13 protein-coding genes and 2 other annotated features are annotated in these 15119 nt (G+C 33.8%); of the genes, 12 read left to right on the forward strand and 1 reads right to left on the reverse strand.

Annotated features, from left to right (window positions below):
• Positions 1–43: 43 nt before the first annotated feature.
• The 8 genes from CN925_RS17405 to CN925_RS17440 all read left to right on the forward strand — a co-directional run bounded on the left by CN925_RS17405 (position 44) and on the right by CN925_RS17440 (position 10798).
• Positions 44–454, forward strand: a complete 411-nt coding sequence (locus tag CN925_RS17405) for a CoA-binding protein (RefSeq protein ID WP_098848005.1) — start codon at positions 44–46, stop codon at positions 452–454.
• 529 nt (positions 455–983) lie between these two features.
• Positions 984–2957 (forward strand): DNA topoisomerase IV subunit B, encoded by a 1974-nt coding sequence (gene parE, locus CN925_RS17410; protein ID WP_098848007.1) that lies wholly within the window; start codon positions 984–986, stop codon positions 2955–2957.
• The gene (parC, locus tag CN925_RS17415) at positions 2957–5389 is read left to right on the forward strand and encodes a DNA topoisomerase IV subunit A (RefSeq protein ID WP_098848009.1); all 2433 of its coding nucleotides are present in this window, start codon (positions 2957–2959) and stop codon (positions 5387–5389) included. The genes parE and parC overlap by 1 nt, the downstream gene beginning before the upstream one ends.
• Before the next feature lie 317 nt (positions 5390–5706).
• Positions 5707–6888, forward strand: a complete 1182-nt coding sequence (locus tag CN925_RS17420; protein ID WP_098848011.1) for a branched-chain amino acid ABC transporter substrate-binding protein — start codon at positions 5707–5709, stop codon at positions 6886–6888.
• Positions 6889–7024: 136 nt separating this feature from the next.
• Complete coding sequence (locus tag CN925_RS17425; RefSeq protein ID WP_098848013.1) at positions 7025–8008, forward strand: branched-chain amino acid ABC transporter permease; 984 nt, start codon at positions 7025–7027, stop codon at positions 8006–8008.
• A gap of 9 nt (positions 8009–8017) precedes the next feature.
• Complete coding sequence (locus CN925_RS17430; RefSeq protein WP_098848015.1) at positions 8018–9286, forward strand: ABC transporter permease subunit; 1269 nt, start codon at positions 8018–8020, stop codon at positions 9284–9286.
• A gap of 15 nt (positions 9287–9301) precedes the next feature.
• On the forward strand, positions 9302–10072 hold the full coding sequence (locus CN925_RS17435) for an ABC transporter ATP-binding protein (RefSeq protein WP_098848017.1): 771 nt from the start codon (positions 9302–9304) through the stop codon (positions 10070–10072).
• An 18-nt stretch (positions 10073–10090) separates the two neighbouring features.
• The gene (locus CN925_RS17440; protein ID WP_098848019.1) at positions 10091–10798 is read left to right on the forward strand and encodes an ABC transporter ATP-binding protein; all 708 of its coding nucleotides are present in this window, start codon (positions 10091–10093) and stop codon (positions 10796–10798) included.
• Positions 10799–10940: 142 nt separating this feature from the next.
• Here CN925_RS17440 and CN925_RS17445 read toward each other — a convergent pair whose 3' ends face one another.
• Complete coding sequence (locus tag CN925_RS17445) at positions 10941–11369, reverse strand: hypothetical protein (protein WP_098848022.1); 429 nt, start codon at positions 11367–11369, stop codon at positions 10941–10943.
• A gap of 211 nt (positions 11370–11580) precedes the next feature.
• Positions 11581–11761 (forward strand) — a binding site (T-box leader).
• Between the two features lie 82 nt (positions 11762–11843).
• Here CN925_RS17445 and CN925_RS17450 point away from each other — a divergent pair.
• The 4 genes from CN925_RS17450 (at position 11844) to CN925_RS17465 (ending at position 14701) form a co-directional block, all read left to right on the forward strand.
• Entirely contained in the window at positions 11844–13229 is a 1386-nt protein-coding gene (locus CN925_RS17450) for a glycine--tRNA ligase (protein ID WP_098848024.1), read from the forward strand.
• A gap of 127 nt (positions 13230–13356) precedes the next feature.
• A complete protein-coding gene (locus CN925_RS17455; protein ID WP_098848026.1) occupies positions 13357–14079 on the forward strand; it encodes a Bax inhibitor-1/YccA family protein in 723 nt (240 codons plus the stop codon).
• Positions 14080–14195: 116 nt separating this feature from the next.
• Positions 14196–14390, forward strand: coding sequence for an NETI motif-containing protein (locus CN925_RS17460; protein ID WP_098848029.1), 195 nt, complete (start codon positions 14196–14198; stop codon positions 14388–14390).
• A 62-nt stretch (positions 14391–14452) separates the two neighbouring features.
• Positions 14453–14701, forward strand: a complete 249-nt coding sequence (locus tag CN925_RS17465; RefSeq protein ID WP_098848031.1) for a DNA alkylation repair protein — start codon at positions 14453–14455, stop codon at positions 14699–14701.
• A gap of 144 nt (positions 14702–14845) precedes the next feature.
• Positions 14846–15091 (forward strand) — a binding site (T-box leader).
• Positions 15092–15119 lie beyond the last annotated feature (28 nt).

The raw sequence follows: 15119 nt of genomic DNA on the forward strand, positions 1-15119 counted from the left end.
TTAATCTTTTCGCTTATTTGCAAACAGAAAGGGTGATTAGTAAATGAGTAAATACCCATCAAGAGAAGAAATTGGCAAAATTTTAAAATCAAGTAAAGTAATTGCAGTTGTTGGTCTATCAGGTGACCCGTCTAAAACGTCTTACATGGTTAGTAAGGCAATGCAAGATGCGGGATATAAAATTATTCCAGTAAATCCAACAGTCGATACTGTATTAGGAGAAAAAGCAGTAGCAAGTTTAACAGATATAAATGAAAAAGTTGATATTGTAAATGTTTTTAGAAGACCTGAACATCTATTACCTGTCGCACAAGAGTTTCTTAAAATTGATTGCGATGTTTTCTTTGCGCAACTTGGTATTGAAAACGAAGAAGCATATCAATTGTTAAAAGAAAATGGTAAAACGGTCATTATGGATCGTTGTATTAAAGTAGAGCATGCTATGACAAGATAGACCGTTAAAAAAGCTCACTGGAACAGACTGGCGTACATACGCATTTTATTTTTTGCTTCGACTGGACCTAAGGTGCGCTATTACCGCTTATGTAAATTGGCCGCATTACAAGCCTGCCATTCATAGAACGACAAGCACCTATCAGTTTGAACATCAAATTTTGAAATTTGTTTTAAATCTGGCTCACTGTTAATCAGTGAGTTTTTTTAACGGAAGATCGACCTAGAGCGTGCCGAATAAATGTACGGACATACATCAAGAGTAATAGTGAATTAAAATATCAGTTTGTAGAATCTGTTAAATTGAATTTTGTTAATTTCATTTGTCAATTTTCAGCATTAATTCTTCATTTTCTTGATTCTAAAATCTAGTTTTTTATCGACTTGTCCTTTATTTTTTTTTATGTTCGACTTGTAAGTTAGGAAAAAAACCATTAACATGAACGATTAGAAGAAACATTTTATTTATAATATGATATAATGGAACAGATGTTCTTATGTAAGTTTTTAGTTAGAAAGGAGAAATGGTGTTGGCAAAGAATGAAACAACATATAACGAAGATGCGATACAGGTACTAGAAGGTTTAGAAGCTGTACGTAAACGACCTGGAATGTATATTGGCAGCACAGATAGTAGAGGTCTGCACCATTTAGTTTATGAAATCGTAGATAACTCTGTAGATGAAGCATTAGCTGGTCACGGGACTCAAATAGATGTGATTATTCATAAAGATAATAGCTTAAGCGTAAAAGACCATGGCCGTGGGATGCCTACTGGAATGCACAAAATGGGGAAACCAACTCCAGAAATTATTTTAACTGTATTACACGCAGGTGGTAAATTTGGACAAGGCGGCTATAAAACAAGTGGTGGTCTTCATGGTGTTGGTGCATCAGTAGTTAATGCTTTATCAGAATGGTTAACTGTTGAAATTCACCGTGAAGGATCTATTTACAAGCAACGTTTTGAAAATGGCGGTAAAGCAGTCACTTCTTTAGAAATCGTTGGTAAGACAAGACGAACTGGTACGACGATCCATTTTAAACCAGATCCAACTATTTTTAGCACTACAAATTTTAATTTTGATACTTTATGCGAAAGACTTAGAGAGTCAGCATTTTTATTAAAAGGCTTAAAAATTACAATCAAAGATGAACGACATGATACCTTCGAAGAGTTTTATTATGAAAACGGTATCGAAGCATTTGTATCGTATTTAAACGAAGAAAAAGAAGCATTACATCCTGTCGTATTCTTTGAAGGAATACAAAATAAAATAGAGGTTGAATTCTCGTTCCAATTTAATGACGGATATTCGGAAACAATGCTTTCTTTTGTAAACAATGTACGTACAAAAGATGGTGGTACGCATGAAGTTGGTGCAAAAACCGCTTTAACAAGAGCATTTAATGAATATGCAAGAAAAGTGAACCTCTTAAAAGAAAAAGATAAAAATCTAGATGGAGCGGATATTCGAGAAGGATTAGCAGCAATTGTATCTGTACGAATTCCTGAAGAATTGCTTCAATTTGAAGGACAAACGAAAGGTAAATTAGGGACTAGTGAAGCAAGATCAGCTGTTGACTCTGTTGTTTCAGACCAGTTAGCCTATTTCCTGGAAGAAAATCCAGACATTGCGACTTCATTAGTAAAGAAATCTATTAAGGCTTTTCAAGCTAGAGAAGCTGCAAGAAAAGCACGTGAAGAAGCAAGAAGTGGTAAAAAGAGAAAACGCTCAGAAACTTCGTTAAGCGGTAAGCTTACACCTGCACAGTCACGTAATCCACAAAAAAATGAATTATACCTTGTTGAGGGTGATTCAGCTGGTGGTAGTGCAAAACAAGGTCGTGATCGACGTTTCCAAGCAATTCTACCTTTACGTGGTAAGGTTATCAATACCGAGAAGGCAAAACTAGCAGACATCATGAAAAATGAAGAGATCAATACGATTATTCATGCGATTGGTGCTGGAGTTGGTAGTGACTTTGAAGTTGAAGATGTTAACTATGACAAAATTGTTATAATGACCGATGCTGATACTGATGGAGCGCATATTCAAGTACTTTTATTAACATTCTTTTACCGTTATATGAAGCCATTAGTAGAGGCTGGTAAAGTGTATATTGCCTTACCTCCTTTATTCAAAGTAAGTAAAGGTACCGGAAAAAAAGAAGTAATCGAATACGCATGGTCAGAAGTAGACCTACAAGATGCAATCAAAAAAGTTGGTAAAGGGTATATGATTCAACGTTACAAAGGTCTTGGTGAGATGAATGCTGACCAACTTTGGGAAACAACGATGGATCCCGAAACGAGAACGCTTATTCGTGTGAAAATTGATGATGCAGCAAGAGCTGATCGTCGTGTAACGACATTAATGGGTGATAAAGTTGAACCTAGACGTAAGTGGATTGAATCGAATGTAGTATTTGATTTAGACGAAGAGGATAAAATTTTAAACAATGAGCAAGTTGAAGTTGAATCAGAGGGGAGCGATATCTGATGCAATCATCGGAAAAATTATATAATATCCCTTTAGAAGATATAATTGGTGACCGCTTTGGTCGATATAGTAAGTATATTATTCAAGAACGTGCTTTACCTGACGCTCGTGACGGGTTAAAGCCAGTTCAACGTCGTATTTTATATTCAATGCATGTTGAAGGAAACACACAAGATAAGCCTTACCGTAAATCTGCAAAAACAGTCGGAAATGTAATAGGTAATTACCATCCACATGGTGATACTTCTGTTTATGATGCGATGGTACGACTAAGTCAAGATTGGAAATTAAGAAACGTATTAATTCAAATGCATGGTAATAACGGTAGTATCGATGGAGATCCTCCAGCAGCAATGCGTTATACGGAAGCTAGGTTATCAGCAATAGCAAGTGAATTATTGAGAGATATTGATAAAGAAACAGTTGATTTTGTGCCAAACTTTGATGATACGAGTATGGAGCCAGTTGTTTTACCATCAATGTTTCCAAATTTATTAGTTAACGGTAGCACTGGAATATCTGCAGGATATGCAACTGAAATACCTTCGCACCACCTTGGAGAAGTAATCGATGCAACGATTATGCGCATTGAAAATAAAAACTGTACAGTAGATGAATTAATGACTGTCATTCACGGTCCCGATTTTGCGACTGGAGGGATTATTCAAGGTAAAGATGGTATTAAAAAAGCTTATGAAACAGGAAAAGGAAAAATCATTATTCGAAGCCGTGTTCATACCGAGGATTTACGTGGTGGAAAGCAGGCATTAATCATTACTGAAATTCCTTCAGAAGTTAATAAAGCGAATTTAGTTAAGAAAATAGATGAGGTTCGTCTTGATCGAAAAGTTGATGGAATTACGGAAGTCCGTGATGAAACAGATCGTACTGGTCTACGTATTGTCATTGAACTAAAAAAAGATGCTAATAACGAAGCCATTTTAAATTACTTATATAAAAATACCGAGCTTCAAATTCCTTATAACTTTAATATGGTTGCGATTTATAATCGCACACCTAAACAGATGTCATTACCAGCTATTCTTGATGCGTATATCGAACATCAAAAAGAAGTCATAACAAATCGTACAAATTTTGATCTAAGAAAAGCAAAAGCTCGCGGTCATGTTGTAGAAGGTTTAATGAAGGCTTTATCTATTTTAGATGAAGTCATTACAACAATCCGTTCTGCAAATGATAAACGCGATGCAAAAGATAAGTTAATTGCTCAATTTGAGTTTACTGAACAACAAGCAGAAGCGATTGTTATGTTACAGTTATATCGTTTAACAAATACTGATATTACTGCATTACAAGCAGAAGCAGATGAGTTAGATAAAAAAATTAAACAGCTTGAAGCTATTCTAAATAGTGAAGCAAAATTAATGTCAGTTATAAAAACAGATTTAAAGAAAATTAAGTTAAAATATGAAGACGACAGACGTTCGACAATTCAAGAAGAGATCGAGGAAATTAAAATTTCTAGAGAAGATATAATCGCTCAAGAAGACGTAATTGTCACGGTTACGAGTGAAGGATACGTTAAACGAACTAGTCCAAGATCTTATTCAGCTTCGAATGGTAAAGATTACGGTATGAAAGAAGGCGACCGTTTAATTTATCAAATAGAAAGTACAACGACAGATACACTTATTTTATTTACGTCAAAAGGTAACTATTTATATTTACCAATTCATGAGATGCAGGATATTAGATGGAAAGATATGGGACAACATGTTGCTAATATTATTCCGATTGAACGAGACGAAGCAATTCTTTCAGCTACAGTCGTAAATAATTTTGAAGAAAATAAGGATTATATTTTATTTGTCACTAAAAATGGTGTTGTTAAACGGACAAGTATACAGCAATTAAAAGTACAACGATATTCAAAACCACTTGTCGGTATGTCAATTAAGGCTGATGATTCACTAATCTTTGCTGGTGTCACGTCAGAAACAGATCAAGTGTTATTAGCTACAAGTTTAGGCTACACATTGTTATTTAATATTGAAGAGATTAGTATTCAAGGCTTAAGAGCTGGTGGAGTTAAAGGAATTAACCTAAAGGAACATGATTTTGTAGTTTCTGCAGACACAATTAGTAATGAAGTGAAAGAAATATTCTGTGCAACACATCGAGGGGCCATAAAAAAAATGAGACTCGATACGATCCCTCAAAGTTCTAGAGGTACACGCGGTGTTAAAGTCCTTCGAGATTTAAAAAATAATCCTCATTTATTAATTGGGGTATACGCAATTAATGAAAATGATATGTTTGCTCTACTAAGTAAATCTGGACAATTTGAGACAGTTGACCCAACTGATTTAAGAAATAGTGATCAATATAGTAATGGATCCTTTGTTATGGATACAGATGATTCTGGTGAAATAAAGACAATCATTCGATATAAAAAAGAAGAAAATAGTTAAAAACAGACCTATTCCAAGTTTTTTGGAATAGGTTTTTTTGTCGGATTTGTCGAAAAATGTAAAATAATACTAGGAAAATATTATTTTAGGAGTATCCTAGTAAAATTGATTAAAATCCTTTAATTTTATATTTCGAAAATAAGGAAAAAAGGTTTTTGATAGTATTTTAATGGGAATAATTACCTAAAACAAAAGTAAATCGACAGAATTGTCGAAATTTTTTGAATCAAAAGAACTTGTCTAACGAAAAAATATAGCTTACTATTTTCTTAAGAATTTTAAATTTTCAAAAAATAGGTTATTAAGGGGGAGTACATATGGTTTTAAAGAAGGGATTTGCTATTTTGGCATCAGTATCACTAACTGCGGGTATTTTAGCAGGCTGTGGTAATAGTAGTTCAAAAGATGGGAACCAAGTCATTAAAATTGCAACAAATACACCATTATCTGGTAATAATGCAATTTTAGGTGAATCTATTAAACTTGGAGCTCAGCTTGCGTTAGAGGATCAAAAAGCAGAATTCAAAAAATTAGGCTTTGATTTAAAGATCGTGCCTTATGATGACCAAGGGGATCCAAAAAAAGGTGTAGCAAATGCTGAGCAATTAGCTGCAGACAATAAAATTCTTGGAGTTGTAGGACATTTAAACTCTGGAGTAGCAATTCCATCGTCAGTAAAGTATGAGAAAGACCATATCGTAATGGTATCGCCTTCAAATACTGCAAATGAAGTAACTGATCGTGGATTAGGAGTAGTTAACCGAATTTGTGCTCGTGATGACTTCCAAGGTCCTGCAGGTGCAAATTTCGCTGTAAATACATTAAAAGCTAAAAATATTTTTATCATTCAAGATAAAACACCTTACGGAACAGGTTTAGCAAATGAATTCAAAGCTGCGGCTGAGAAATTAGGCGCTAAAATTTTAGGTGAAGAAGGGATCTCAATTGGAGATAAAGACTTTAACGGTGTACTAAATAATGCGATTGCGAAAAAGCCTGATTTAGTATTCTTTGGTGGACTTTATGCTGAAGGTGGAATTTTATTAAAACAAGCTCGTGAAAAAGGATTAAACATCCCATTCATGGGTGGAGATGGAATGGACTCTTCAGGTCTAGTTGATATTGCTGGAGATGCTGTTAAAAACTTCTACTACACTTCAGTTGCTGGTGATACGTTAAAAACAGATAAAGGTAAAGCTTTTGCTGACGCTTATAAAGCTAAATTTAATAAAAACATTGAGTCGTTCTCATCTTACGGATATGACTCTGCTGGTGTGTTATTAGAAGGACTAAAAAATGCGATCAACGATAACAAAGGAAAAACTCCTACTCGTGAACAAGTTGAAAAAGCAGTTCGTGCAGTCCAAGATTATGATGGAGTAGTAACGAAGGTGGGCTTTGACAACAAAGGGGACAACAAATACGCAAAAGTATTTATTTATACGTTTAAAGAAGCTAAATATCCTGGTACTCAAGAAGGCGAAGTTACTAAACCATAATGTTAGAACTTTGCTAACCAGAAAAAGAAAAGAGTATCCCGTAAAAAACGAGATACTCTTTTTCTCTCAATAAGTTGAGAAAATTGTAAAATTTTGGAAATTGAAGTAATAAATTATATATAGGGGGTCTAAATACATGAATGAAGTAATCCAAACACTACCTCAAGTTCTAATAGACGGTCTTGTTTTAGGAGCAGTATATGCAATCGTAGCACTTGGTTACACGATGGTTTATGGGATATTAGAACTAATCAATTTTGCGCATGGTGAAATATTCATGGCGGGTGCGTTTATAGGTACTGCGGTATTAATTACATTTACTGGTTTAGGTTTATTAAGTAGTTTACCTGCAATTATCGTGTTAGCAATCGTATTAATCATAGCTTCATTAGCTACTGGTTTCCTGGGAATGGGGATTGAAAGAGTTGCTTATCGTCCATTGCGAAAAGCACCAAAGTTAATTACATTAATTACAGCAATCGGTATTTCATTTTTACTTCAAGATATCGTACGTTTTATTGCTGAATTAAAAGAAGGAAATTACATTATTACTGGTCCATCACTATTTTCAGGACAACACCAAATTAAAACTAGCTCAATTCTTTCTTCGTTTGGAAATGCACAAATTAAATCAGCATCCATCATTATTTTAGTCGTTGCAGTTGTAATGATGATTTCATTAGATTACTTCATCAATAAAACAAAATGGGGTACAGCAATGCGTGCAGTTGCACAAGATCGTGAGACTGCATCATTAATGTCCGTAAACGTTAACAAAGTCATTTCTTTAACATTCTTTTTAGGTTCTGGATTAGGTGGTGCAACTGGCGTACTATTTGCATTACAGTACAACACAATTGATCCGTATATCGGCTTTATTTTAGGTCTAAAAGCATTTACAGCAGCGGTATTAGGTGGAATCGGAAATATCCGTGGTGCGATGCTTGGCGGTTTATTAATCGGTTTGATCGAAGTCTTTGCGGCAACAAATTTATCAACTTTAACACATGGCATCTTCCCATCAGAATATAAAGATGTTGTTGCATTTGGAATTTTAATTCTAGTTCTAATATTCAAGCCAGAAGGTTTATTAGGTAAACCTGTAGCTGAGAAAGTGTAGGTGAATTAGATGAAGAGCTTATTAAATGGGGTAAAACAATCAAATAAACTACAAGGAATTTTCTTAGGTGCTTATATTATTGTTACATCATTAGGATTATACCTATTGCAAGAATCAGTAACAGCATTTCTATTAATTCTATTCTCACTTTACTTATTATATAAAACGAATTTTCCAGTCAAATTAAAGTGGAGTATTGGGATACTAGTTTTAACAGTGATCATGCCGTATGTAGCATCACAAGGTACAGCACTTGAATCATATATGGGTGTAGCGACTTTAGTAGGAATCTATGTTGCAATGGCACTTGGATTAAACGTAGTAGTTGGGTTAGCAGGTTTATTAGATTTAGGTTTCGTAGCTTTCTTTGCAATCGGTTCATATACTTATGCAATCTTTTCTACAAAACAAGTAACGAATTTCTTACATTTTGACTTTCTTCCTTTTTCAGGAAACTCATTTTGGGCATTTATTATAATCGGTGGAATTATCGCTGCAATCGCAGGCGTATTATTAGGTATACCAGTACTTCGAGTAAAAGGTGATTATTTAGCAATTGTAACACTTGGATTTGGAGAAATTATTCGAATTGTATTTAATAACTTAGATAAACCAGTAAATATAACTGGAGGAGCACAAGGTATTTCTTCTATTTCGCCACCTACTTTATTTGGATTAGAGATTGTTAATTCAAGCCAATTTTATTATGTGGTACTAGTTGTATTGGCAATCGTCATTTTAGCTGTTACGAGATTACAAGATTCTAAGCTTGGTCGTTCTTGGCAGGCGGTTCGTGAAAATGAAATCGCTGCACAAGCATCAGGGATTCACTTAGTACGTACGAAATTAATTGCATTTGCAATCGGTGCATCGTTCTCAGGAATGATGGGGGTAGTATTCTCTGCAAAGCAAATGTTCATCGATCCGACAAGCTTTACATTACTTGAATCAATCACAATCTTAGTAATGGTTATTTTAGGCGGTATGGGCAGCGTTCCAGGTGTAATCCTTGGTGCAGCACTAGTAACTATCTTAAACCTACAAGTATTAACAGAAATTACAAATTATTTAAACCAATTAACTTTAGATGGCGTGATTAATTTACCACCTGCTTTATCGCCTGCTAAAATGCAACGTATGATTTTCGGGCTAATTTTAGTACTTGTAGCAATCTTCAGGCCAAAAGGATTATTGCCTGCTAAAAATAAGATTGTTCCAAAAGAAGATGTCGTAGATCAAACTATAGTCGAAGAAAAAACAAGCTCAGTTTCATTTTAGGAGGGAGGTTGTCAAATGTTAAAAACAACGAATTTAACGAAAAGTTTTGGCGGTCTAACAGCTGTTAATAATGTAAATATTGAAATTAAAGAAGGCTCAATTACAGCCGTAATTGGACCAAATGGTGCAGGAAAGACAACATTTTTTAATATGATCACAGGTGTATATACGCCTACTAGTGGTGAAATATTGTTAGGAAATGAGAGCTTAGTCGGATTAAAGCCACATTCTGTTAATAAAAAAGGCATTGCGCGTACATTCCAAAATATTCGTTTATTTAGTAGTATGACTGCTTTAGAAAACGTCATGGTAGGAATGCATCAGCATTTAAAATATGGTGTTTTTTCAACAATTTTCCATTTACCTAAATTTAAAAAAGCAGAAAAATCGGCAATGAAAGAGGCATATAAATGGTTAGAATACGTAGGATTGGCTGATGTTTATAATGAAGAAGCATCAAGTCTATCTTACGGTGCACAAAGACGACTCGAAATAGCTCGCGCATTAGCATCTAGGCCAAGAATCTTACTTTTAGATGAACCAGCAGCAGGGATGAATCCGAAAGAAACGAAAGAATTGACTGATTTAATTTATCAAATGAGAGATGACCTTAACTTAACAATCGTCTTAATCGAGCATGATATGAAACTTGTTATGGAAATATCGGAATATTTATTTGTACTTGATCATGGTGAAAAAATTGCAGAAGGAAAACCTCTCGAAATTCGTAATAATCAAAAAGTAATTGAAGCCTATTTAGGAAAAAGTGCAGTGACTACTGCATAGTGAAAGGAGTACAAAAAGATGACACTATTACAATTAAAAGATATTAACTCTTTTTACGGTGGTATACAAGCACTGAAAAATATAAACATTGAAGTAAATGAAGGTGAAATAGTAACATTAATTGGTAGTAACGGTGCAGGAAAATCTACTACTCTAAAAACGATTTGTGGTCAAGTTAAACCAAAATCTGGAACGCTTATTTATAAAGGTGAAGAATTAATAAAGTTACAATCTCATGAAATTGCCTTAAAAGGAATTGCTCATGTACCGGAAGGAAGAAGAATCTTTTCTAAATTAACTGTAAAAGAAAATTTAGAGATGGGTGCTTTCTCAGTTAAAGATAAAAAACTAATCGCTGCTCGTATGGAAATGGTATTTGATTATTTTCCAAGACTAAAAGAGCGGATCAGCCAAAAAGGCGGTACGATGAGTGGAGGAGAACAACAAATGCTAGCAATTGGTCGAGGACTGATGATGGGGCCATCATTGCTAATGCTTGATGAACCATCAATGGGTCTTGCTCCAATTATCGTTGAACAAATATTTGAAATCATTGAGCAATTAAACAAACAAGGAATGACCATCTTATTAGTTGAACAAAACGCCTACCAAGCATTACAAATTGCTCACCGTGGCTATGTCATTCAAACTGGTGAGATTCAAATGGTTGGTGAAGGTAAAGCATTAATGAATAATGAAGAAGTGAAAAAAGCATATTTAGCATAATAAACAATGTAACGTAAAAAAGAGGATGTTTCATTGGTCAGGTTTTACTGACTTGTGAACATCCTTTTTTGATGTAAATGAATTTGAACTTACAAATAATAAAAAGAGGGAACACCTTGGCTCCCTCATTAATACAAATTTATTATTTATTAGAAATAAATTCTGAAACTTTTAATTGTTCTTCACTTGACGCATTGTTAATTGAAGATTGAAGTGATTCCTCTAGTAAACTACGATTCTTGTAAAAATCTTCATGTTTACTATTATAATAGTACTTCACTGCTTCTAAATCTGAGAAAAACTCTTTTCCAAGCTTTAGAAGAAATGTTACTGGAAGTCCTTCGATCACTACTGTATTTACATTTTCAGAAATTTCATTTACCGTACTGTTTGAAGTTGAAATCATTTCCTCGTTTAATTCTTTAACAAGTAATTGTTCGAACCCTTTTATTTTATTGTTTCTTTTTTTAATGATTCGCTTTTTGTTTGTCTTTAATAAACGAATGGAATGATGTTTATCAAGCAATACTGCTGAACGTTTCTTTTTCTTTAAAAAAATGCTGCTACTCAAAACTAGCACTCCCTTCTGATAGTATAGTATATAAATAAAACAACTTTTCTATCATACCAAGTAATGCTCATACTGTAAAGGTTTTATCTTTACATGTTATATTTCCAAAAAAAATTCAAAAAATTCACCGTTTTTTTCTATCAAAATTGTTCATAATAATATTTGACTTAATCATAGTCACTTTGTTAAAATAACTACATATTATTTATTACATATAACGTTGACGGAAAGAAGTACCTAAAGATTATTTTGTAAAAGCGAGTTGAGGATGGTGTGAGCTCAATCAAAACCTTTAGCGAAAGGCATTCCTGAGTTAATTTTTAAAGTGGACAATTTTTTTAATTGTCAACTAGGGTGGAACCGCGGGTGCATATACAGCTCTCGTCCCTAGGCAGAAAATGCCTAAGGATGAGAGCTTTTTTATTTCATTCTTGCATTTTCTAAAAAACAATTTGAAAATTGGAGGCAAATGAAATGTCAGAAAAATCGATGGATGTAGTAGTAAGTCATGCTAAACACAGAGGATTTGTATTCCCAGGTTCTGAAATTTACGGTGGTTTAGCAAATACGTGGGATTATGGTCCACTAGGTGTTGAATTAAAAAATAATGTGAAAAAAGCTTGGTGGAAAAAGTTTGTACAACAAAGTCCATATAATGTTGGATTAGATGCTGCAATCTTAATGAATCCACGTACATGGGAAGCTTCAGGTCATATTGGTAACTTTAATGATCCAATGATCGATTGCAAAAATTGTAAAGCTCGTCATCGTGCAGATAAATTAATCGAAAATGCACTTGAAGAAAAAGGAATGGAAATTGTCGTTGATGGTCTTCCATTTTCAGAAATGGCTAAATTAATTGAGGAGCATAATATAGCTTGCCCTGATTGTGGTAGCCATGATTTTACAGATATTCGTCAATTCAACTTAATGTTTAAAACATTCCAAGGTGTTACTGAATCAAGTACGAATGAAATTTTCTTACGCCCTGAGACAGCTCAAGGTATTTTCGTAAACTTCAAAAATGTTCAACGTACAATGAGAAAGAAAGTTCCATTTGGGATCGCTCAAATCGGTAAAAGCTTCCGTAACGAAATTACTCCAGGAAATTTCACGTTCCGTACTCGTGAATTTGAACAAATGGAGCTTGAATTCTTCTGTAAACCAGGTGAAGAGCTAGAGTGGTATTCTTATTGGAAAGAAACAGCTAATAAATGGCTTTTAGCTTTAGGCATGAAAGAAGAAAACCTTCGTTTACGTGAACATAGTGAAGATGAATTATCACATTATAGTAATGCAACAACAGACTTTGAATATAAATTCCCATTTGGTTGGGGCGAATTATGGGGTATTGCGTCTCGTACAGATTATGATTTAAAACAACATATGGAATATTCAACTGAAGATTTCACATATCATGATCCAATTACAAATGAAAAATACGTTCCATATTGTATCGAGCCATCATTAGGTGCAGATCGTGTGACGTTAGCATTTTTAATTGATGCTTATGAAGAAGAGGCATTAGAAGATGGTACATCTCGTACAGTCATGCGTCTACATCCTGCTTTAGCACCATATAAAGCAGCAATTTTACCATTATCTAAAAAATTATCAGAAAATGCACAAGAAGTATTTGCTTCTTTAGCAGAAGATTTCAATGTTGATTTCGATGAAACTGGTTCAATCGGTAAACGTTATAGACGTCAAGATGAAATCGGTACTCCTTTCTGTATTACTTATGACTTCGAATCAATTGAAGATGGTAAAGTAACAGTTCGTGATCGTGACACAATGGAGCAAACTCGTGTTGCAATAAGTGAATTACAATCATTTTTATCAAATAAAATTAAATTTTAATTTAGTTTTTTGAATGAAGGTGTCCTTTTGGACATCTTTTTTCATATATTTTACTAAAGCTTGTTTAAAGTTTAAGAATTTTACTAAAAATGGTAAAATAAAGGTATAAAATAAAGGAGGAGTTTAAATGAGGAGTTCGAATCCTATCTTAAATTCTGAACGATTATCGAAATCAAGGCATTCTACTAAAGCGATGACGATTGGTGGGACAATTGGTAAAACGATCATCGCATTAATCTTACTAATCGCAACAGCGGGATACTCATTTTATCTAACGGCAACTGGAACACTTAATTCTAAAGTGTTTATAGGATGTTTGATCGTTGCACTCATTCTTGGATTAGTAACATCTTTTTCACCTAGAATTGCGCCGATTACTACACCTATTTATGCAGCAGTTGAAGGGATTTTAATTGGAAATATTTCAGCTGTTTATGAAGCAACATATGGAATGATTGTCCTACAAGCGGTTCTATTAACAATTGCAATTATTGCAGGAACATTAATTTGTTATGCTACTGGACTAGTTAAAGTAACGCACCGTTTTAGATCAATCGTTTTAGGCTTAACAATTGGTGTATTTTTATTTTATTTACTTACGATGGTCCTACAACTATTCCATGTTCCAATTCCATTTATTCATCAATCGGGTCCAATCGGAATATTTGTTAGTTTGGCAATACTAGTAATTGCTTCATTAAATCTATTTTTGGATTTTGAATTAATTACAACAAGTGTTAGACAAGGTGCACCAAAAGAATTCGAATGGTATTGTGCTTTTGGTTTATTAGTAACAGTCATTTGGGTTTATATTGAAGCACTACGATTCCTTTCGAGGCTTCGCGATTAACTAATTTTAGTCAGTTTGACCTTACTCTCAAATGAAAGTAAGGTTTTTTACTATATTTTGATTTTTAATTTGATCATAATTCAATAGAATGACAAAAGTAGAAAGTAGGGAAATAGATGAGTAAGAAAAAATTTGAAGTCTTTGAAAATGAAACAATTAATGATTGCTTAGAGAGAATGCAAAGAGAAGGCTATACACCAGTTAAAAGAATGGAAGTACCAATATTTTCAGAGCAAATGGTTAATGGTAAGGTAGAAATTGAACCAACTGGAAGAAAGATTGTATTTGAAGGTAGATTAAATACGAATTGATATGAATAAATAGAATAATTTAATGGAATAGTAACCTTATATGAATAAAATGAGGTGAAAAAATGCATAAATTAGCATGTCCACGCTGTAAAACAAACAAAAGTAGATTTTATTTAATTGAACAAAACCCAAAAGCAGTTAAATTAAATGCTCAAAGCGGAGATGTTGAAATAGAAGAATATGTTTCAAGTGGGCTAGATCCATTTTTTGTTCCGTATAAAGGTCCAGACTATTTAGTTCAATGTGGAACTTGTGGTTTAATTGATCAAAGTGTTATGTTTGAAAAAACAGCAGATTCATTGAAATTTTAAATTAAGGTGCCTATACATTCAGGTACCAAAGGAAAAAAAGTAGATGATATCCACAAAGAGGCCATCTAAATAAAAAATAAATTTAAGAAAACTTTGACTTTTTAGTAGTCGATGGATATAATAATTAACAATTAAAGCACACAAATGAATTCAATGACGAGAAAAGTAATTTTTGTTACTGTTCTACAGAGAGCCGGGGCAGCTGAAATCCGGTGAATAGTACTTAAATGAAGATCCTCTCCGAGAAGTCAAACTGAAAATATAAGTAGGTTTGAACGGGTGTCTACCGTTAAAAGGAACGCGTATGATTGTACGTGACTAGAGTGCTATTGAAGAACGGACTGTTTTCAATAGAATTAGGGTGGTATCGCGGTTAAACCCGTCCCTTATGATAGGGGCGGGTTTTTGTGTGCTTTAA

It is taken from the genome of Bacillus sp. AFS055030 (assembly GCF_002574545.1).
Classification (GTDB): Bacteria; Bacillota; Bacilli; order Bacillales; family Bacillaceae_G; genus Gottfriedia.